Origin of the sequence: Comamonas jiangduensis, assembly GCF_030162955.1 — a bacterium.
In the GTDB taxonomy this organism is placed as follows: Bacteria; Pseudomonadota; Gammaproteobacteria; order Burkholderiales; family Burkholderiaceae_C; genus Comamonas; species Comamonas jiangduensis.
The window spans coordinates 21625-42765 of the sequence record NZ_JARXOV010000019.1; the positions used below are offsets into that span (position 1 = coordinate 21625).

13 protein-coding genes are annotated in these 21141 nt (G+C 59.9%); 8 read left to right on the plus strand and 5 right to left on the minus strand.

Going from position 1 to position 21141, the window contains the following annotated elements; translation table 11 throughout:
* Window positions 1-194: 194 nt before the first annotated feature.
* From QEP12_RS14150 to QEP12_RS14160, 3 genes are all read left to right on the plus strand, one after another.
* Entirely contained in the window at window positions 195-698 is a 504-nt protein-coding gene (locus tag QEP12_RS14150) for a flavodoxin family protein (RefSeq protein ID WP_174863248.1), read from the plus strand.
* 400 nt (window positions 699-1098) lie between these two features.
* Complete coding sequence (locus QEP12_RS14155; RefSeq protein ID WP_284214648.1) at window positions 1099-2013, plus strand: DMT family transporter; 915 nt, start codon at window positions 1099-1101, stop codon at window positions 2011-2013.
* Window positions 2014-2429: 416 nt separating this feature from the next.
* Entirely contained in the window at window positions 2430-3896 is a 1467-nt protein-coding gene (locus QEP12_RS14160) for a methyl-accepting chemotaxis protein (RefSeq protein WP_174863247.1), read from the plus strand.
* A gap of 84 nt (window positions 3897-3980) precedes the next feature.
* On the opposite strand, the gene QEP12_RS14165 is transcribed toward QEP12_RS14160, so the two are convergent.
* Together QEP12_RS14165 and QEP12_RS14170 are read right to left on the minus strand one after the other, a co-directional pair.
* Complete coding sequence (locus QEP12_RS14165) at window positions 3981-4835, minus strand: GNAT family N-acetyltransferase (RefSeq protein ID WP_174863246.1); 855 nt, start codon at window positions 4833-4835, stop codon at window positions 3981-3983.
* A 25-nt stretch (window positions 4836-4860) separates the two neighbouring features.
* The gene (locus QEP12_RS14170) at window positions 4861-5802 is read right to left on the minus strand and encodes an alpha/beta hydrolase (protein WP_284214681.1); all 942 of its coding nucleotides are present in this window, start codon (window positions 5800-5802) and stop codon (window positions 4861-4863) included.
* A gap of 242 nt (window positions 5803-6044) precedes the next feature.
* Here QEP12_RS14170 and QEP12_RS14175 point away from each other — a divergent pair, with 242 nt between their 5' ends.
* Window positions 6045-7181 (plus strand): iron-containing alcohol dehydrogenase, encoded by a 1137-nt coding sequence (locus tag QEP12_RS14175; protein ID WP_284214649.1) that lies wholly within the window; start codon window positions 6045-6047, stop codon window positions 7179-7181.
* A 167-nt stretch (window positions 7182-7348) separates the two neighbouring features.
* Here the strand turns inward: QEP12_RS14175 and QEP12_RS14180 are convergent, their stop codons facing one another.
* From QEP12_RS14180 to QEP12_RS14190, 3 genes are all read right to left on the minus strand, one after another.
* On the minus strand, window positions 7349-9844 hold the full coding sequence (locus QEP12_RS14180) for an AI-2E family transporter (protein WP_284214650.1): 2496 nt from the start codon (window positions 9842-9844) through the stop codon (window positions 7349-7351).
* A gap of 135 nt (window positions 9845-9979) precedes the next feature.
* Window positions 9980-10777 (minus strand): HDOD domain-containing protein, encoded by a 798-nt coding sequence (locus QEP12_RS14185; RefSeq protein ID WP_284214651.1) that lies wholly within the window; start codon window positions 10775-10777, stop codon window positions 9980-9982.
* Between the two features lie 239 nt (window positions 10778-11016).
* Window positions 11017-13389 carry a Tex family protein gene (locus tag QEP12_RS14190; RefSeq protein ID WP_284214652.1) on the minus strand — a complete coding sequence of 791 codons (2373 nt, stop codon included), beginning with the start codon at window positions 13387-13389 and terminating at the stop codon, window positions 11017-11019.
* Between the two features lie 168 nt (window positions 13390-13557).
* Between QEP12_RS14190 and QEP12_RS14195 the strand changes: the two genes are divergently transcribed.
* From QEP12_RS14195 to pepN, 4 genes are all read left to right on the plus strand, one after another.
* The gene (locus tag QEP12_RS14195) at window positions 13558-14604 is read left to right on the plus strand and encodes a DUF72 domain-containing protein (protein WP_284214653.1); all 1047 of its coding nucleotides are present in this window, start codon (window positions 13558-13560) and stop codon (window positions 14602-14604) included.
* Between the two features lie 214 nt (window positions 14605-14818).
* Window positions 14819-16993 carry a THO complex subunit 7 family protein gene (locus QEP12_RS14200; protein WP_284214654.1) on the plus strand — a complete coding sequence of 725 codons (2175 nt, stop codon included), beginning with the start codon at window positions 14819-14821 and terminating at the stop codon, window positions 16991-16993.
* A gap of 258 nt (window positions 16994-17251) precedes the next feature.
* Window positions 17252-18356 (plus strand): peptide chain release factor 2 gene (prfB, locus tag QEP12_RS14205; protein ID WP_219162055.1). Its coding sequence is split into 2 segments (ribosomal slippage): window positions 17252-17332 and window positions 17334-18356, totalling 1104 coding nucleotides; the frame shifts between segments, so codons are not numbered across the junction.
* 11 nt (window positions 18357-18367) lie between these two features.
* Window positions 18368-21058 carry an aminopeptidase N gene (gene pepN, locus QEP12_RS14210; protein ID WP_284214655.1) on the plus strand — a complete coding sequence of 897 codons (2691 nt, stop codon included), beginning with the start codon at window positions 18368-18370 and terminating at the stop codon, window positions 21056-21058.
* Window positions 21059-21141 lie beyond the last annotated feature (83 nt).

A 21141-nucleotide genomic window follows, 5' to 3' on the forward strand; every position in this document is an offset into this window, starting at 1 on the left:
CAAGCTGCTGCCCCCAGAAAGATCCTCCTCTGCGGTGCCAATGCAGTGCCACGCCACAAACCACATCGCGCCACATGCAGCGGGGGGTGCACAATGCGCACGCGGCGCATGCTGCACCAGCGCATACCAACACCTATCAACGGTGCAGCGCGCCTTGGTTGCCCTGAGCACCACTTTGCGCCATGCTGCTGGCCATGACTGCCCCCTCCACCCTGCTCATCGTCTACCACTCGCACACCGGCGGTACGCTGCAAATGGTGCATGCGCTGCAGCAAGGCGCACAGCAAGCAGCCGAGGCGCTGCAGGTGCGCCTGCTGCATGCCAGCGATGCACACACCAAAGATGTGCTGCAAGCCGATGCCTATGTGTTTGCCACGCCAGAGAACTTGGCGGCCATCAGCGGGTTACTCAAAGATTTTTTTGACCGCACCTACTACGGCGCGCTGGATCGCATCCAAGGCAGGCCTTATGCCACGCTCATTTGTGCAGGCAGTGATGGCAGCAACGCGGCGCGGCAAATCGCCCGCATTGCCACGGGCTGGCGCCTCCAAGCCGTGGCCGAGCCCCTGATTGTCTGCACCCATGCGCAAACGCCGGAGGCGATTGCCGCCCCCAAGCAGATTGCAGAGGCCGACTTGCAAGCCTGCCGCGACCTGGGCGCGAGCCTGGCGGCCGGTCTGGAAATGGGTATTTTTTGAGCGGAAACAGCACCGCATCCAACCGCGCAACGCTAGTAGTAGCAAGTTCAGCCGCAGCCCAGACCGCACGCACTATGCGTGCGTACAGTGCCGGGTGCGATGCTTCCACCCAGCCATCGTCCAACCCAACACTCAAAGACCGCACACCAAGCAGCGCGCTGGCTCGGGCTCTATCTCCAGCAACATCCACAGCCCCATCTTGTGGGTAACCAACCTGCAAATGCGCAGGCTTGCTGCACGCTGGCACACGAGCAAAGATTTCGCCCAACAAGCACTTTAAAAAACATAGCTACCAGCGCATACGCACATTACGCCAGCAGCCTATTTCCCTCTCATAGCGTACGAGCGCGTTCAGACGTTTTGCCCTGTCCACGCCGCGCGCTGGTGCATAGTGGCGCCCATGCAATTGAATCCGCGTTTTGGCCCGCACTTGCGGCTTATTGGTATGGCCGTGTTGTGGGGCGCTTCGTGGCCTGCGGGGCGCATCATTGCGCAGTCCATGCCACCTTTGGCGGGTGCGAGCTTGCGTTTTTTGCTCGCGGCCCTGGTGCTCATCCCCTGGCTGTATTGGGCTGGTGGCTTGCAACAACTCAAAAACTGGAGTGCTCAGCGCTGGCTGGGCATGGCCGCGGCAGGCGCCACCGGGGTTTTGGGCTATGCGGCGTTTTTTTTATCGGGTTTGCAACACCTGCCTGCGGGCAAAGCCGCGCTGGTCATCACTCTCAACCCGGTCATGACACTGCTGATGGCAGCCTGGATTTTCAAGGAACGCCTAAATACCATCATCGCCACCGGCATGGCACTGGCGATTGCGGGCGCCGTGGTTGTGCTCTCACACGGGCAACCCGCAACCCTGCTGCAAGGCGCCATGGGGGTGGGAGAGTTGCTGATTCTGGGCTGCGTGGTGTGCTGGGTGCTCTACACCCTGATTGGCCGCTGGATGCTCACGGGCGTTGATGCCCTGTCGACCACCACCGTCACCAGCACCATCGGTGCGTGCATGTTGCTGGCAGCCAGCCTGGTGGTAGAAGGCCCGAGTGCCATGGCCAGCGCTGTGCACAGCGGCACCACCGCCTGGATCGCGCTGCTTTTTCTCGCTTTTGGTGCCACTGCGCTGGCTTACGCGTGGTACTTTGATGGCGTGAAGGCCCTGGGCGCGGGGGCTGCATCCGGCTACATCACACTGGTGCCTTTGTTTGGCGTGCTGATCTCGGCCTACTGGCTGGGCGAGACCATAGACCCCCCCATGCTGCTGGGTGGCGCCATGGCCATCACGGGCACGGCCATCATGAATTGGGGCCGCACCCGGCATTAAGCACGCGCCTGGATCGCAGCCAGCGCAGCCATCCAGGAAGGTGACATTGCACTGCGCACTGCCATGGAGGCCCCCTGCGCAAACAGCACCAGCATTCGCTGCCCCCTGCAAAAAGGCATGACCGCAGCCCTAGGGTGCCAGCCGGTCTGACACAGCAACGTGGGCTCGTGGCGACACAGCCAAGACGTGACCTCCAAGCCCTCCCCGTTTAACCGTGATTGACAATTATTTAGAGTCAAAAAGTATGCTTTGCCAGGCGATGAAACGTTAAGTTTTTTCGCGCTGCTAAAATTTAGCGATCAAAAGCAATATTTTTAAATGAATTTGAATAATTATTTCAATATTTGTTTGAGTAAATATTTAGCATCTTATAAATCAATTAAAAACAGCAACCCAATCCAATATTGGGATTTTATATGGATTCATCGGTCATCCCATCAACTACCGGCTTTGTGCAAGGTGTGCCACGCCCCCGCCCAAGCGTAAAGAATGCCACCCAAGAAGTCAGCCAACAAGCAGACTTGTTGATGCTGATTTTGGTCAGCATCTCTGCTTTGCTAGCTTTCCCTATCGCCTGGCACTATACGGATTTGAATGCGGCACTGATTATCAGCCCCTTGCTGATTACCGCTGCAGCCGGTATTTTCTGGACCGCACGTGGCACAGCGTTTGCGCGCTATGCACTGCCGCTATTGCTCTGCGCCACCATTGTTTTGCAAATTCAGGTGTCACTGGGCACCATTGAATTTCACTTTGGTGTATTTGTGACGCTGGCGCTGGTCATGGTCTACCGCGACTGGCGTGTGGTGGTGGCGTGTGCAACGTTCTTTGCGGTTCACCACTTTCTGTTTGACCGCCTGCAAGCTTGGGGCTACGGTATTTACTGCACCACAGAGGCTGATTTTCTCAAAATCATTTTGCATGCTGCTTTTGTGGTGGTGCAAACTGCGGTTGAAATTTTTATTCTCAAAAATATTGCACAATCTTTTTTGCAGGGCATTGAATTACAGGGACTGGTTCAAGCCATTCACCACGGTGATAAATTCAATTTACATATTGCCCAAGAATCTGTCCAGACACCTTTGGCCAAAGATTTGAAAGCGATTATCTTGCAGTTGAACGACACGGTGCGCACCGTCACCCGCAGCGTGGCCCAGGTACACACGGCCAGCCAAGAAATTGAGCTGGGCAGCAATGATTTGTCTTCGCGCACCGAAATGGCCTGCAGCGCCTTGGAAGAAACCGCCAACGCCGCCACGCGTGTGATGGCCACGGTCGAGCAGTCACGCGCACTGGCCGCTGAGGCTGACGCCATGACGCGCCAGGCCGCGGATGCCGCGCACAAAGGCCAGACGGTGATGAGCAACTTGGCCCAAAGCATGGAATCCATCAGCGCCCAGTCCGGCAAAATTTCTGAAATTGTGGCGGTGGTGGATGGTTTGGCCTTCCAGACCAATATCTTGGCCCTTAATGCCGCCGTCGAGGCTGCGCGCGCGGGCGAACAAGGCCGTGGCTTTGCGGTGGTGGCCGAAGAAGTACGCCGCCTGGCCCTGCGCTCTGCCGCATCGGCCAAGGAAATCCGGGCGCTGATTCAGACCTCGGAACAATCGATTGGCGTGGGTGCGGTGCAAAGCAAACAAGCCCTGGACGCCATGCAGGAGTTGCTCCAAGCGTCGCGCAATGTCACCAAGCACATGAGCGAGATCACCAGCGCCACCCACGAGCAAAGCACGGCCATGGCAGACATTAGCCATGCCATTCACCAGCTGGAAAGCTCCATGTCACAAAACTCGGCCTTGGCCGAGCAGTCCAGCGCCGCAGCATCAAGCTTGCAAGACCAGACGGTGCAGATGGCGCACAGCGTTCAAGCTTTTAGAATTTGATAGCTGCTTACGCTCATAAAACAAAGGGTTTCAGGCCATTTCTACCTGAAACCCTTTTTTATTGAGCGCTGACAGCTCTTATTTTTACAGCTTCAAGCGCATGGTGATGTGGTCAATGCCCGCTTCGTCATATACCTCGCCTTCGGGCACAAAGCCAGCGCGGGCATAAAAGTTTTGTGCGTGCACTTGGGCATGCAGCACGGCCTCACGATCACCTCGGTCGCGGGCGGCTTGCACCAAAGCATCGAGCACCTGGCGCCCCAGCTGGCCGCCACGCATCTCGCGCGCCACGGCCATGCGGCCAATGCGCGCCACACCGGGCGCATCGCTGACCAGGCGGCCGGTAGCAACCGGGTGGCCCAGGCGGTTGACGGCCACCACGTGGCGGCAGATGGGGTCAAACTCATCAATTTCGATCTCGCGCGGCACGCCCTGCTCTTTGACAAATACTTCCATGCGCAGGCGCTCTGCCAGGCGCCCCAGATCGTTCCAGTTGCCCGAGCGCAGTTGCACCATGTCTTCACCGGCTTCAAATGCGCTGAGCATGTCACGCAGTTGCTGGGGCACGGGCTGGGGTTGCTGATCGGCATTGGCAAACACATACACCAGCTCCACCGTATTGAGCAGTTGCTGCCCGCGGAAGATGCCCGCCTCAAATTGCAGCGAGGTATTGCCTTGCTTGACGCAGCGGATACCCACATCCAGCACATCGCCCATCTGGGCCGATGCGTGGTAGGTGGTGGTGGCCTTTTTCACAAACAATTCGCCACCCAGCGCGCCCCAGCTTTGCGCGTAAGGCATGGCCATTTGCTTCCAGTACTCGGTCACCGCCACATCGGCGTACATCAGGTAATGGGCGTTGAAGACGATTTTTTGGGCATCCACTTCTGCCCAGCGCACGCTCAGGCGCTGGTGGCAACGAAAATCTTGGGGGCGCATAAAGAAGGCTTTCTTACTTATTTATCTACTTGTCAACAACGGGCGATGTGCCCAGGGCGGCACGCAAAGCGGCTGCAATCGCGGCATGGGCCTGGCGTGCCTCGGCAATCACCCGGCCCATTTTGATGAATTCGTGCGTCACGCCTTTGTAGATTTCCAGCTCGACCGGCACTCCCGCCATGCGCAGCATGTCGGCGTATTGCACGCCTTCATCCACCAGCGGGTCCAGCTCCGCCAAACACACCAGCGCCGGGGCAACGCCTTCCACGTCATGGGCCAGCAGCGGGGCAAAACGCCAGTCTTCGCGGTCGGCGGCGGTACGCACATAGTTGTCAAAAAACCATTGGATGCCTGCGCGCTCCAGCACTAGGCCGTGCGCATAGGCAAAGTGCGAGTCGGTATCTTGGTGGGCACAGGTGCCGGGGTAAATCAGCACCTGCAGCTGCAGCGGCAGGCCCGTATCGCGCGCCAGCAAGGCGCACGCTGCGGCCAAGGTACCGCCAGCGCTGTCGCCGCCCACGGCCATGCGGGTGCTGTCCAGCCCCAGGCTGGCGCCGTGCTGCGCCAACCACTGCAAGGCATCCCACGCATCGTTGCTGGCGGTGGGAAACTGGTGCTCTGGCGCCAGGCGGTAGTCCAGCGACACGACCGCACAGCCTGCCTGATGGGCCAACTCCCGGCACAGCACATCGTGCGTGGCCACGCTGCCAATCGTGAAGCCGCCGCCGTGCAGGTACAGCAGCACCGGCAGCGCGCCCTCGGCCTGCGCACGCGGTGCATACAGGCGGGCAAGCAGTGCATGCCCGTCGCGTGCAGGAATCCGCATATCTTCTATGCGGGACAAGGGGGCGGGCGTAATTTCCAGCACCCCGGCCCCGGCTTCGTACGCTGCGCGCGCTTGCTGCGGTGTCAAGGTGTGCAAATGGGGCCGATTGGCGCGCGCCATGCGGCGCAATACGTCACGCATGGCGGGGGTTAAGGGATGGTGGAGTTCGTGTTCTTCGTTCACAACAGGGCACCAGCGTCTGCGCTGGTTTAGGGGCAATCACAAAGCTGCACATCATGCAGCAATCACCGCGCGGTTGCAGCCCAATGGCTTGTCCCTTGGGTGACGCGCTGCGCCTGCAACTCAGGGTTGACGGGGTGTTCATGGCCTCGCAGCTGCTCCACACTGCCCGCCATTGCAAACACGGTGCTTGGAGTGAAAAGATGGCTTTTATCAACTATGTCACGCAAATTCAGTTCGACTTTGGCGCCGTGCGCCTGCTGGCGCAAGAGTGCCAGCGCGTGGGCATCACCCACCCCCTGGTGGTGACCGATGCTGGCGTCAAAGCAGCAGGCGTGCTGCAAAAAGCACTGGATGCCCTGGGCAATATGCCCGTGACCATCTTTGATGCCACACCCAGCAACCCCACCGAGGCCGCCGTGCGCGCGGCCGCCCAGCTCTACCAGCAGCAGGGCTGCGACGGGCTGATTGCCGTGGGCGGGGGCAGCGCGATTGACTGCGCCAAGGGCGTAGCGATTGCCGCCACCCACCCCGGGCCACTGACCACCTATGCCACCATCGAAGGCGGCTCTCCCCGCATCACCGAGGCGGTAGCGCCCATCATTGCCGTGCCCACCACCAGCGGCACCGGCAGCGAGGTAGCACGCGGCGCCATCATCATCGTCGACGACCACCGCAAGCTGGGCTTTCACAGCTGGCACCTGGTGCCCAAAGCCGCCATTTGCGACCCCGAACTCACCTACGGCCTGCCCCCCATGCTCACGGCCGCCACGGGCATGGATGCAATTGCCCATTGCATGGAAACCTTTATGTCTGCCGCGTTCAACCCACCGGCAGACGGTATTGCGCTGGATGGTCTGACCCGTGGCTGGGCCCACATTGAGCGCGCCACGCGCAACGGACTGGATGCCGAGGCCCGCCGCCAGTTGATGAGTGCCAGCATGCAAGGCGCCATGGCGTTTCAAAAAGGCTTGGGCTGTGTGCACAGCCTCAGCCACAGCCTGGGCGGTGTGCAGCCACGCCTGCACCACGGCACGCTCAACGCCATGTTTTTGCCTGCAGTTGTCACGTTCAATGCGCAGGCGGAGTCCGTGCAGCGCGAGCAACGCCTGGAAAAAATGGCCCACGCCATGGGTCTGGCAAGCGCCAGTGACATTCCCGCTGCTCTGGCCGACATGAACGCCCGCCTGGGCCTGCCCAAGGGGCTGGCGGCCATGGGGGTAGAGCGGGCGTGGTTTGACCAAGTGATTGACGGTGCCCTGAAAGACCACTGCCACGGCACCAACCCACGCCTGGCCAGCGCGCAAGACTACGAAGCCATGTTGCAAGCCGCCATGTAAAACCATGGCCAAATTGGCGCTTCACGCTTACCCATCAAGCGCCACTCGCTATATTTATTTGATGGAAATTACCAGAAGGGGCAAGGACTGCTCTCCATCACGCAACCGCGCAGCGAAGCAGAAATCCGCAATGCGGTCTCATGCGCCCTGCTGCCCTGCCCCTGGCTTTAGCTGGCTGCGTCTTTGGCCGAATCGGCCAGATGCGCGGCACGCAGGCGCTCCACCAGATACTCGGCCATCGCGTGCAGCACTTGCATCTCATCGTCCGCCAACGTGCGCGGTGCGTCGTGCATGATGCACAGCGTGCCCAAGATGTAGCCCTTGGTGGTTTTCAGCGGCACACCGGCATAGAACTTGACGCCAGCACCTACCAACGCGGGGTTGTCAGAAAAACGGGGGTCACGTGCCACGTCTTCAACCACCAAGTCCGCGCTATCACGCACCACGTACGAGCAAATCGAGAGATCCCGGGGCAGTCCCGGCTGCGCGCCAGGGGGAGTGGTATTCGACAGCAAGCTGCCGGGGGTGTACACCCAGTCATGCCCGACCAAAGAGACCTGGGCGTACTTCACATTGAAAACGTTGGCTGCTTTGAGCACGGCCTCTTTGTACATCGGGGCATGCACAGGCAGCAGCGCGCCGCTGTGCTCCAAAAACTGCACACGGGCCTCGTCATCCTTGGGCAAAGCGGCTGCCACATAACCCAAAGGAGCCGGATCGGGTGCCATCAACTGCGCCATGCGCAGCAACAGCTCGAGCACACTGGTGGCCACGGCATCAGCCCCCAGCCGTGCCAGCGCCTGCTCTTGCAGCACGGCGGGGCCGCCATTCCACAACGTCAGCACCACCTTGAGCTGCGGATAACGGCGGCGCACGCGACGCAGAATTTGCCGCACCAAGGCCCGCGGCTGCGCATGAAAGGTTGAGAGCACCAGCCACTGCGCCTGCCCCCAGTCCGCCATTTCCTCCGCCGCCAGTGCTGGCGTTAACGCATGGCTGGCACTACGGGCCGGCACACCCTGCAGCTGCAAGCTGTGCGCCATCATGTCCGCAGCCAGCGCATCAATTTCCCAGCGGGCCCCCACGCACAGCACATGGGGCGCAGGGTTCACGGCCAGAGGTGGCTGCGCCGCAGGGAATTCTTCGGCCAGTTCTTCCAACACCGCTGCCCAACCATTGAACAGCCGCAGGCGGTGCTCTGCCGTGGCATTTTCGGTATGGTGCTTATAGGCCAGTTGCAGGCTGGGCACACCCACCTCGGCATAAAAATCGGCCACAGCGCCTGCCTTGTCTTGGGCACTGGGCTTGGCAGGCAAACGCTGGGCAATATCGGCATGGGCCAGCTCAATCGCACCGTTCACATCGTCAGCCAGCAAGCGCTGGTACAAACGCTGCGGCGGATGGAGGACGGGCTCACTGCCCAGCAGCACCTCCATAAACTGCAACCCCGGCAAATAGCGCCCCAGCACGAGGCAGCACACCGTCAGCGGAGTGGACAAAATCAGGCCAATCGGCCCCCACAAAGCCGTCCAGAAAGTGGCTGCCATGATGATGGCCAAGGTCGACAGGCCCGTGCTGGAGCCATACAGCCAGGGCTCTATGACGTTGTTGCTGATCAACTCCAGCACCAAGATCAAGCCCAGTGTCCACAGCAGCATCTCCCAGCCCGGCGCCACCGCAAATGCCAATGTCAGCGGAAAAACGGCCGCAATCATCGGCCCCACATACGGCACAAAGCGCATGATCGTGGCCAAAACACCCCACAAGAGCGCCCCAGGCACACCAATGAGCCACAGCCCCGCCGCCATCGGAATGCCGTAGGTCACATTCACAATAAATTGCATACGCAGGTATTTACCAATCCGAACCGAGGCCTCATCCAGCGCGTCGGTAGCCACGTGCAGGTTGCCCCCGCCCATCAGGCGCAGCAGGCGATCACGCAGGCCATCGCGATCGAGCAAGATCAAAATCACAAACAGCAGCACGATGCCAATCATGGCCACGGGCTCACTGACCTTGTCTAGCCACTGCACGACTTTCTCCAGCGGCTTGGGCTCATCGCGCACCACTTCCACTTGCTGCACGCGCGGCGGGCGCTTTTCTGCCGCAGTTGCGGCCTTGGCAATTTCAGACTCCACCGTGCTATAGGTTTTGATAGCTCCATCCCACACACTCGGGCCGCTGCTGAGCGCACGCAAATTGCGCAGCTTTTGCTTGATGGTGTTTTGGTAGGTGGGCAAATCTGCACTCAAGCTCTGCACCTGCTTGCCTAGGTAAAAGCCGATTCCCGTCAGCGCCCCCAAAGTCAAAACCACCACCAACAAGGTTGCCAGCATGCGCGACAGCCCCCAACGCTTCAAACGGGTGACCGCCGGGTCTAGCAAAAAACCCACCAGCACCGCCAAAGCCAGAGGAATCAGAATGTCCCGGCCAAAATACAGCGCTGCAATGATGATGCTGGCAATCAACAAACCGATGAGCCAGCGCAGGCCTGGCAATACCGCAGCCACTGCCTGCAAGCTGGCCACACTCTCACGGGGCTGGCGCAGCGACGCGCGACTTTCCAGCACCGGCTGCGCTGGCGCTGCAGGGCTTTCAGGCGGGGTGACAGCATCGGCAGTGGCACCAGGAAGGACAGGCGACAAAGGGGAGCGATCAGACATGGCGGTGCACAAAATCAAGGTGCCCAAGAATCGCACCGGCGCAGCCGCCCTGCCTGTCATCCTTTTACGCCAAGCGGCGCCTGCCAATGTAGTCTTTTTGTGCTCTAGCGCTGATGCAGCAAGCGCTGGCTGCTATCAATACATAGACTGGTGCCAGTCAATGGCCTCTTGCTGCAAGACCACGTCCACATCCACGCCCAAGGCCAGCGCCACGTCCACCGGGAACGTGTCGGCCATGGTGCGCTCGCTCCAGCCCACATGCTTGGCGCGGCTGCACCACACCGCCAGGTGCAGCAAGCCCGCCATGGGGTCAAAGCTCTCGGTGGCCATCGGCGCTTCCAGCGACTGGATCGACGCCACCACATCGCTGGGCAAATTCCAGCTGCGCAGCAATGCCGCAGTGGTGCTGTTGGCGCTATAGCCCCAGTGCTTGGCCTCCAGACGTGGGCGGCGGGGATCCCAGATGCCGGCATCCTGATTTAACACGGCCACTCGCTCGGGCTGCGTCTGGTGCAAGATGATTTGCCCCAGCGCGTGCAACAACGCGGCCATATAGGCTGCACTGCCATCCAGGCCCGTCAATCCCGCCAAATTACGGGCCAATTTGGCCGTCGCATGGCTGATGCGTGCAAATTGGGTCATATCGATTCCGGCGGTTGAACGCACCGTCAACCCCAGCTCTGCCTTCTTCAGCAGACCTCTGAGCTGGCGCGCACCGAGCAGCACAATCGCCGGCGCAATCCCCCGCACCTGCCCCGCCATTTGAAAAGCGCTGCTGTTCGCACACTGCATCAACTGGGCGGCCAGCACAGGGTCACCCCCAAACAGCTGATTCACGCGCCGCATATTGGGCACATCGCCAAGCAACTCCCGCATCAGCAGCGCCAACACGCGCGGCTGACACGGCAGAGAAAGTTCTTTGGCAACATGCATAGATCAAACGTCAAGCAGCAAGGGGGGACAAACGGCACAAGGTTGTCTGAGCATAGCCCTTGCCCCCTGGAAAGCACGCTCCCAAATTTGACCAATGTCGCATCCAGCACGAATTCCTTGGAGCGAAATGCACGGGCTTTGTCGCCCAATTTCCTGCTTTGCTGCACCCGCAGCTTTGCATGGCAGCAAGTCCCCCAAAAAAGGGCTGCACGTGCAGCCCTTTTTTGCCAAGCCTTCGCTTATTTTTTCAAGCCTTGCAGCTTGGCAAAAGCCGAGGTCATGGCATTTTGCTGCGCAGGCTGGGCATGGCTGTCGCGGCCACCCCGGCTGGCAGTGCCATGGCTGTTGCTGCGGCCTGCGCCTTCAAAGCGGTTGTCGCGCGGGCCATCCCGGCGGGCGGGGGCAGTGTCCAGCTTCATGGTCAGGCTGATGCGCTTGCGCGCCACGTCCACTTCCAGCACCTTGACCTTGACGATCTGGCCGGTCTTGACCACCTCGCGTGCGTCCTCGACGAACTTGTGGCTCATCTGGCTGACGTGCACCAGTCCGTCCTGGTGCACGCCCAGGTCCACAAACGCGCCGAACTGGGCCACGTTGCTGACTGTGCCTTCGAGGATCATGCCCTCCTTGAGGTCCTTGATGTCTTCCACGCCGTCGTTGAAACGCGCCACCACAAAGTCCGGGCGCGGGTCGCGGCCGGGCTTATCCAGCTCGCCCAGGATGTCCTTGACGGTGATGGCCCCGAACTTCTCGGTCACAAACTGCTCGGCCTTCAGGCCCTTGAGCACGTCGCTGCGGCCCATCAGTTGGTCCACGGGCTTGCCGGTGGCGGCAATGATCTGCTCCACCACCGGATAGGTTTCCGGGTGCACGCCCGTCATGTCCAGCGGGTTGTCGCCACCGCGGATGCGCAAGAAGCCGGCGGCCTGCTCAAAAGTCTTGGCGCCCAGGCCGGCCACGTCCATCAGCTGCTTGCGGTTTTTGAACGAGCCGTTGGCATCGCGCCAGCGCACCACGGACTTGGCGACCGAGGCGCTCAGGCCCGACACGCGGGTCAGCAGCGGGGCCGAGGCCGTGTTCAGGTCCACGCCCACCGAGTTCACGCAGTCTTCGACCACGGCGTCCAGCTGGCGCGCCATCTCGCTCTGGTTCACGTCGTGCTGGTACTGGCCCACACCGATGCTCTTGGGGTCGATCTTCACCAGCTCGGCCAGCGGGTCCTGCAGGCGGCGCGCAATGCTCACCGCGCCGCGCAGGCTGACGTCCACATCGGGCAGCTCCTGCGAGGCGAATTCGCTGGCCGAATACACGGACGCGCCCGCCTCGCTGACCACCACCTTCTCGATCTTCTTGTCCGCCTTGGCGGCCAGCTTGATCAGGTCGGCCGCCAGCTTGTCGGTTTCGCGACTGGCCGTGCCGTTGCCAATGGCAATCAGGTTCACGCCATGCTTTTCCACCAGCTTGGCCAGGGTGTGCAGCGAACCTTCCCAGTCTTTGCGTGGCTCGTGCGGGTAGACGGTGGCGGTGTCCACCAGCTTGCCGTTGCTGTCCACCACGGCCACCTTCACCCCGGTGCGGATGCCGGGGTCCAGACCCATCACGGTCTTGGCACCGGCCGGGGCGGCCAGCAACAGGTCGCGCAGGTTGTCGCCAAACACCTTGATGGCCACCTTCTCGGCGTCTTCGCGCAGGCGGCCGAACAGGTCGCGCTCGGTCGACAGGCTGAGCTTGACGCGCCAGGTCCAGGCCACGCACTTGCGGATCAGGTCATCGCTGGCACGCTTGGCGTGGCTCCAGCCCAGGTGCAGGGCAATGCGGCCTTCGGCCAGGCTGGGCTGGCCGGGTTCGGGCTCCACGGGCTGGACCAGCTTGGCTTCGAGGATTTCCAGCGCGCGGCCGCGGAACACCGCCAACGCGCGGTGTGAAGGCACGCAGCCAATCGGCTCGTCGTAGTCGAAGTAGTCGCGGAACTTGGCGACCTCGGGGTCGTCCTCGTTCTTGCCCTCCACCTTCTTGGAGCGCAGCAAGCCCTCGTCCCACAGCCACTCACGCAGCTTTTGCACCAGGGCTGGGTCTTCGGCCCAGCGCTCGGACAGGATGTCGCGCACGCCATCCAGCACGGCGAAGGTGGTGCTGAAATCAGGGCCGGGCTTGCCATCGTCCAGTGTCGTGGCCGGCTGACAGAAGGCCTTGGCTTCCTCGTGCGGGTCCAGCGTGGGGTCGGCAAACAGCTTGTCGGCCAGCGGTTCGATGCCAAACTCCTTGGCGATCTGGCCCTTGGTGCGGCGCTTTTGCTTGAACGGCAGGTAGATGTCTTCCAGTTCCTGCTTGGTCGGCGCATTGGCAATCGCCAGTCGCAGCGCATCGGTCAGCTTGCCCTGTTCGTCAATCGCCTTGAGCACGGCCACGCGGCGGTCTTCCAGCTCACGCAGGTAAGACAGGCGGGCCTCCAGCTCACGCAGCTGCACATCGTCCAGGCCCCCGGTCACTTCCTTGCGGTAGCGGGCGATGAACGGCACGGTCGCGCCACCATCCAGCAACTCCACGGCAGCATTGACTTGCTGCGCACTGACTTTGATTTCTGCGGCAATTTGCCCAATGATTTTTTGCATGCGTTACGCACCCCACGGCGCTGGTTCACTGAAAGCGGGCAAGTGTGCCATAGACATTTGCATCTGCTGCATTTCGGCTGCCAGCAATTGCATATCCACACAATTGATAGCTGTTAGCGCACGCCACATATACCTCAGCGGGCAAAAACACTCTAAGCTCTACCGCTCATGCAAGACGATTTGTTTGGCGACGGCGCCGCACCAGCTCCTGTACCACCTTCCGCTAGACCTTCGAAGAAGTCTGCGGGGGTTCAGGCGGTGGCGGCCACAGCGCCTCTGCTGGCGCTGGCACAGGACTTGCCCCACACCCTGCGCATGGGGGTCTCCACCTGGTCCTACCCCGGCTGGGATGGGTTGGTGTGGGATGGCGTCTACGATGCGTCCACACTCTCGCGCAAAGGCCTCACGGCCTTGAGCCAGCACCCGCTGATGCGCACTGTCTGCGTGGACCGCAGTTTTTGGCGCCCCCTGAGCACCGAGCAGTACGCCCAAATGGCCGCACAGGTGCCCGAAGACTTCCGCTTTGTGGTCAAGTGCCCGAATGTCATCACCGATGCCCTGGTGCGCAGCGAAGAAGGGCAAGGTCAGCAGCGCAACTCTGCGTTTTTGAACCCCAGCTTGACAATCGAACAATTCGTGGTACCCGCCTTAGAAGGCCTTGGCAATAAGCTGGGCGTGCTGGTCTACCAGCTCAGCCCCCTGCCTTGGGAGCTGTTGCGCCGACCGGATCACCTGTGGCAGCCGCTGAACGCCCTCTTGGCCACCACCCGCGCTGCGCTGGGTGCAGCACCCAATGTGATCGTGGCGGTCGAAGTACGCGATCCGCTGTTGCTGCAAGAGGCATTCATCCAAGTGCTCCAATCGAATGCGGCCACCATGTGCCTGGGCCTGCACGGCAAAATGCCCCCTATCGAGCAGCAATTGCCCCTTCTGCGCAAACTCTGGCCTACCCCGCTGGTGTGCCGCTGGAACCTCAACACCACTTTTGGACCTTTCGGCTACACCGCTGCGCAAGAAAAGCACCAACCTTTTAGTGAAATACGCAGCCCAGACCGCCACACGCGCAACGTGCTGGCACGAACCATCCACGGCATCACGGGCGCAGGGCAACCGGCTTTTGTCACCATCAGCAATGATGCGGAAGGCTGTGCCCCGCTTTCCATCCAACTGCTGGCAGCGCAATTGCAATCACTGGCTAACCCCTCTTCCAATTAAGAGGGTAATGTGCAAAGTTATAAATCGTTGACATTCAGTCCCTCATAGGCAACAACGTCGTTTTTTCTGAAGTGCTTGCCCCAAAGCAATGACACAGGTACGACAATCCGACACATTCTGACTAACACTAAAGTGCCGTCCATAGCTTTCTGCCACAACCTCTTCGTGCTGCACCGAGCGCTTGTCAAAATACTTGGGCAATAAAGAATTTATTGTGAAACTTCGCGACCTTCTCATTCTGGCCAGTGGCGTTGCTGCTGCATCGCAAGTTAGTGCCTTGTCTCTGGGTAATACCCAAGGCAATGTGCAACTGGGCTCTCCGATTGACCTGGTATTTCAGGTTATGCCAGATGCTGGCCAGACAGCAGACAGCAGTTGCATCGCTGCGGACGTATGGATGGGCGATGCCGCCATTTCACGCGCTCAGATCTCGCTCACCCCACAGGGCAATGCCGTACGCCTGCGTACCAGCACCCCTGTATACGAGCCGCTGATCACCGTCAAACTGCATGCAGGGTGCGCTGGGGCCATAGCACGCAGCTACACTTTTTTCGCAGATCCTCCGCACACGCTCGCCGCATCTACCACGCCGATAGATCTGAGCAAGATTCAAGTCAGCCCTGTGCCAGCCGCCACCGCGGCAGCCGTGGCCCTTGCAGCGCCTGAGAAAAAACCACGCGCTCCCAAGCGCGTCGTCAAACCTGCGGCAAACAAGCCCAAAGTGGTTGCCGCAGCTTCAGCTGCCACAGCCCCAAAGTCAGCGCCCTCCGCTGAGCGCGCTGCAGCACCTGCCGACACGTCCGCGGCTGCGCCCCTCCCCGTCGCCGCCGCTGTCAACACCAGCGAAGACAAGCCACGTTTGCGGGTTGAACCGATTGAGGGGCTCGACGCCCCCAGCAGCGCTGTCCCTGCCACATCCGCAACAACGGAGAACCTGCCAAGTAGCAGCATCGATGCCCAAACCCAACTGGTGCTGGATGCCAACGCTGCGCGATTGGAAGCCATGGAAAAGCAGCTGCAAACACTGCAGTCCCAGCTGACCAACAATCGCAGCGAGATCATCAGCTTGCAAACACAGCTGGTGCAGGCACAGAACCAAGATTTACCTTTGTGGGTTCACATCATGCTGGGCATGCTGGCTTTGGCCCTTGCGACCATTGCTTGGCTGCTGCAACGCATCAAACAAGAGCGCATGAACGCACAGCGGTCGTGGGCTGATACCGTGCTTGCAGTGGATGATTCCGCACAAGCAACCAGCATTGACACACGAAGCAGCACAGCAGTTACTCCCCAAGCTGCTGCGGCAGCGGTCACACCCTCGGCTGCCGAGCAACCTACTCCTTTCGAAGCCGCAATCGCTTCGGCAGCAAGCAAACCTGCGTCACAAAGCTGGAGCAGCGCTGAAGCGTCATCACCCACGGTGATGCCGGAAGAGCTGTACGCAGAATTCGAACAACTCGCTGGGCATAAGCCCTCGCCAGAGGCATCACCCTCAATTGCCGAGGTATTAACTGCCCAAGCGCTTTTCGATGTGCAAGAGCAGGCAGAGTTTTATGCCTCGATTGGGGAGAACGACCAAGCCATCGAGATCTTGCAAACGCATATTGCAGAGCACCAAGCTTCTTCACCCCTAGCCTATATCGAACTGTTACAGCTGTTGTACCGGCTCAGTCGCACTGAAACATTTGAGCAAGTGCGCGAACAGTTCCAAGCGCATTTCAACGTTAAAGTGCCAGATTTCCTTGGTTTCTCGCGCAAGGGGTATGACCTGTGGAGCGGCCACCCCGAGGTTCTCAGCAAAATTGAAGCACTCTGGCCTACCGATGAAGTGCAAACCTTGCTGCGCGATTTGATTGTTCGCAAGCCTGCTGCTGACCACAGAGAAAGCGATATGCGCTTTGACTTGTCTGCATTTGATGACTTGCTCATGCTCTATAACGTGGCGCAAACCACACCAGCGTCAAGCCGTGGCCAGTTGCCGGGACGGGTGCGCACCGCCCCCACTGAAGTTCCATTGCCAGAGGTCGTTTTTGACAATGTCCCTGCGCCAACCAGCTATCCTGCGCGCACTGCTGCTACGGCGGCAGCTGACCATACACCTTTGCCATTGAGTGCGGCCAACTTGGACATGCTCAGCGCGGCGCCTGCGCAAGCACCGTTGGCACCACCCAATCCCCACAATGACTCCCCGTTCCAGAGCACCGCACACTTTGCACCAGATGAAATACTGATGGAGGGGCTGACCCTGAACTGGGAAGCCACGGCATCCACACCGCCTTCCACGGAGAAAACAGACACAGCATCTGCAGAGGTCAACCTCCAAAGCCTGGAAGCTGAGTTGAACCCGTTCATCATGGATGAACGCGATTTACCACCCACCAAAAAATAGCGCTGAGCGCGCAACCATTACCAGCACGCCACACATCATGAAGATGTGTGGCGTTGCTTTTTATGTGGCAAGCGCACCAAAAACCCTGCAACACGCTATTTTTTATTCGCAGCGCCCAACTTCACCCCAAACTCATCTGCCTTATTAAGGGCACTACCTCTGCGTACATGCGAAAATCACGCTTTTTGCAGCTTTGGCGTGTCTTGATGGGCATTGATATCCCAGCTGCTCGCACGAACAACACAATAGGAATCAGTCATGGAAGCAGAACGCGTCAACCAAATCGAAGCCACACTCGCCGATCTGTCCACTCGGACACAAGAACTCCGGAGGTATCTTTGACTACGATGCAAAGTTTGAACGACTGCGCACCGTCAACGCCTCGCTAGAAGACCCTTCGGTCTGGAACGACCCCAAAAAAGCCCAAGAACTGGGCAAAGAAAAAAAATCGCTCGACTCCGTCGTTTTGACACTGCAAAAGCTCACAGCCGAACTGGCTGACAACGCTGAGTTGTTTGAGATGAGCAAGGAAGAAGGCGACGAGGCCGGGCTGGAAACCATAGAGGCAGAAGCTGCCAAGCTGCAACCGCTGATTGAAGAGCTGGAATTCCGCCGCATGTTCAATCAAGAGGCGGACTCCCTGAACTGCTTTATTGACATTCAAGCCGGCGCAGGTGGCACCGAAGCCTGCGACTGGGCCAGCATGCTACTGCGTCAATACCTGAGGTACGCAGAACGCAAGGGCTTCAAGGCCACGGTGGAAGAAGAAACGCCGGGTGATGTGGCTGGCATCAAGAGCGCCACCATCAAGGTGGAAGGTGAATACGCCTACGGCCTGCTGCGCACCGAAACCGGCGTGCACCGCTTGGTGCGCAAGTCGCCTTTTGACTCTTCGGGTGGCCGTCACACCAGCTTCTCTTCGCTGTTCGTCTACCCCGAGATTGATGACTCCATCGAGATCAACATCAATCCCGCCGATGTGCGCACCGACACCTACCGCGCTTCTGGCGCGGGTGGTCAGCACATCAACAAAACTGACTCAGCCGTGCGCCTGACGCACATCCCCACAGGCATCGTGGTGCAGTGCCAGGATGGCCGCTCGCAGCACAGCAACCGGGATGTAGCTTGGCAACGCCTGCGCTCGCGCTTGTACGACTACGAGATGCGCAAGCGCCAGGAAGAACAGCAAAAACTGGAAGACACCAAGACCGATGTGGGCTGGGGTCACCAGATTCGCTCCTATGTGCTGGATAACAGCCGCATCAAGGATTTGCGCACCAACGTAGAAGTCTCAGCGACCCAAAAAGTGCTGGACGGCGATTTGGACGTGTTCATCGAAGCCTCGCTCAAGCAAGGCGTTTAAAGGAAGATCACATGCTGCGTGAAGGACAAGCCACAGCCATTCAAAGGGCTGACTACCAAGCACCGGCTTGGTGGATCGATACCGTCGACCTGACATTCGACCTCGACCCAGCCAAAACCCGCGTACTCAACAAGATGCGCATCCGCCGCAACGCTGACGTGCCTGCACAGGCGTTGCGTCTGGATGGCGATGAGCTGAACTTGGCGCGCGTCATGGTCAACGGCGCTGGCACTTCGTTCAAAATGGACGGCAGCCAACTGGTGCTGGAAAACCTGCCCGAGGGCAATGAGCCCGTCGAGCTGGAAATTTTCACCACCTGCACGCCAGACAAGAACACCAAGCTCATGGGCTTGTATGTGAGCGAAGGCACGTTCTTCACCCAGTGCGAATCCGAGGGCTTCCGCCGCATCACATATTTCCTGGATCGCCCCGATGTCATGGCCATGTACACCGTGACCTTGCGTGCCAACAAAGATGCCTTCCCGGTGCTGCTGTCCAACGGCAACTTGGTCGATTCCGGCGATCTGGAAGACGGGCGCCACTTTGCCAAGTGGGTTGACCCGCACAAAAAACCCAGCTACCTGTTCGCGCTGGTGGCGGGCAAGCTGGTGGCGCGCGAGCAAAAGATCAAGAGCCGTGCGGGCAAGGACCACTTGCTGCAGGTTTTTGTGCGCCCCGGTGATCTGGAAAAAACCGAGCACGCCATGAACGCCCTGATGCACTCCGTGGCATGGGACGAGGCACGCTTTGGCCTGAGCCTGGATTTGGATCGCTTCATGATCGTCGCCACCAGCGACTTCAACATGGGCGCGATGGAAAACAAGGGCCTGAACATCTTCAACACCAAGTACGTGCTGGCCAGCCAGTCCACGGCCACCGATGTGGACTTTGCCAACGTGGAAAGCGTGGTGGGCCACGAATACTTCCACAACTGGACCGGCAACCGCATCACCTGCCGCGACTGGTTCCAGCTGAGCCTGAAAGAAGGCCTGACCGTCTTCCGCGATCAGGAATTCAGCATGGACATGGCAGGCACGCCCTCGGCCCGCGCGGTCAAACGCATTGAAGATGTACGGGTGCTACGCACCGTGCAGTTCCCCGAAGATGCGGGCCCCATGGCCCATCCCGTGCGCCCGGACAGCTACATCGAGATCAACAACTTCTACACCGTCACCATTTACGAAAAAGGTGCTGAAGTGGTGCGCATGCAGCACAACCTGGTGGGCCGCGAAGGCTTTGCCAAAGGCATGGAACTGTATTTTGCCCGCCACGATGGCCAGGCCGTTACCTGTGACGACTTTGTACAGGCGATGGCGGATGCCAACCCTGCCAGCCCTCTAGCCCAGCACTTGGAGCAATTCAAGCGCTGGTACAGCCAGGCCGGCACCCCCACTGTCAAAGCAGTAGCACAGTACGATGCTGCGGCGCAAACCTACACGCTGACACTGTCGCAAAGCTGTGCAGCCACCCCTGGTCAAGCCGAGAAGCAGCCTTTTGTCATTCCCGTCGAAATGGGTCTGCTGGGTCAAGATGGCAGCGCATTGCCTTTGCAACTGCAAGGCGACAGCGCAAGCACCTTGAGCAAAACCTTGGTGCTGACGCAAGCCGAGCAGACTTGGGTGTTCTCCAACGTTGCCCAGTCCCCCGTGCCTTCGCTGCTGCGTGGTTTCAGTGCACCCGTGGTGCTGCAGTACGACTTCAGCGATGCCGAATTGCTGACGCAGCTGGCCCACGACAGCGACAGCTTCAACCGCTGGGAAGCCGGCCAGCGTCTGGCAGTACGCTATGCCCTGCAGGCCATCCAGTCAGATGCCCCTGTCGCTGCCGATGTGCTGCCCGAGGCGTTTGTCCATGCACTGCGTGATGTGCTGCGCCACTCCACGCTGGATGCGGCCTACAAAGACCTGGTGCTGGCCCTGCCATCGGAAGCCTACATGGCCGAACAGCTGGACGTGGTTGACCCACAGCGCATTCACGCGGTACGTGAATGCATGCGCCTGCAGCTGGCGCAAAGCTTGCAAGCTGATTGGGCTTGGGCGTTGGAAACCTATGGCGACACCGGCGCTTACCGCCCAGACCCCGTGTCCTCTGGCAAACGCGCGCTGGCAGGCTCTGCGCTGCTCATGCTGTGCTTGGCAGCCCAAGTCTCGGGCGATACCATCTGGCCCGGCAAAGCCTATCAACGCTTCAAAGACGCAGGCAATATGACGGATCGCTTCAACGCCCTGTCTGCGCTGGTGCACAGCGGCGCTGAGCTGGCCAAGCCTGCCCTGGAGCGCTTCCACACCCTGTTCAAGAACGAGCCACTGGTTATCGACAAGTGGTTTGCCCTGCAGGCAGGCACTTGTGACCGGGGTGGCAACGTGTTGCCTGCCGTCAAACAATTGATGAAGCACCCCGATTTCAGCCTGAAGAACCCCAACCGTGCGCGCAGCCTGATTTTTAGCTACTGCAGCGCCAACCCCGGGGCTTTCCACCGTGCGGACGCTGCAGGCTATGTTTTCTGGAGTGAGCGCGTGCTGGAGCTTGACGCCATCAATCCGCAAGTCGCCTCCCGCCTCGCACGCGGCATGGATCGCTGGGGCAAACTGGCGCAGCCCTATCGCACTGCCGCCCGCGAAGCGATTGCACGCGTCGCCGCCAAGCCCGACTTGAGCAACGATGTGCGCGAAATCGTCTCCCGAGCATTGGGCAACGATTAAGCATCAAAACCACTGTTTGCGCTTATCTATCAAGCGCTAGCAGCTATATTTTTAAAAACAGGTTGCTTGATCGCAACCTTGTT

Coding starts and splice junctions, on each gene's coding strand:
- QEP12_RS14160 (WP_174863247.1), top strand. CDS start 2,430: ATGGATTCATCGGTCATCCCATCAACTACCGGCTTTGTGCAAGGTGTG.
- QEP12_RS14190 (WP_284214652.1), bottom strand. CDS start 13,389: ATGCAAAAAATCATTGGGCAAATTGCCGCAGAAATCAAAGTCAGTGCG.
- QEP12_RS14195 (WP_284214653.1), top strand. CDS start 13,558: ATGCAAGACGATTTGTTTGGCGACGGCGCCGCACCAGCTCCTGTACCA.
- QEP12_RS14155 (WP_284214648.1), top strand. CDS start 1,099: ATGCAATTGAATCCGCGTTTTGGCCCGCACTTGCGGCTTATTGGTATG.
- QEP12_RS14170 (WP_284214681.1), bottom strand. CDS start 5,802: ATGCGTGACGTATTGCGCCGCATGGCGCGCGCCAATCGGCCCCATTTG.
- QEP12_RS14185 (WP_284214651.1), bottom strand. CDS start 10,777: ATGCATGTTGCCAAAGAACTTTCTCTGCCGTGTCAGCCGCGCGTGTTG.
- QEP12_RS14165 (WP_174863246.1), bottom strand. CDS start 4,835: ATGCGCCCCCAAGATTTTCGTTGCCACCAGCGCCTGAGCGTGCGCTGG.
- QEP12_RS14175 (WP_284214649.1), top strand. CDS start 6,045: ATGGCTTTTATCAACTATGTCACGCAAATTCAGTTCGACTTTGGCGCC.
- QEP12_RS14180 (WP_284214650.1), bottom strand. CDS start 9,844: ATGTCTGATCGCTCCCCTTTGTCGCCTGTCCTTCCTGGTGCCACTGCC.
- pepN (WP_284214655.1), top strand. CDS start 18,368: ATGCTGCGTGAAGGACAAGCCACAGCCATTCAAAGGGCTGACTACCAA.
- QEP12_RS14150 (WP_174863248.1), top strand. CDS start 195: ATGACTGCCCCCTCCACCCTGCTCATCGTCTACCACTCGCACACCGGC.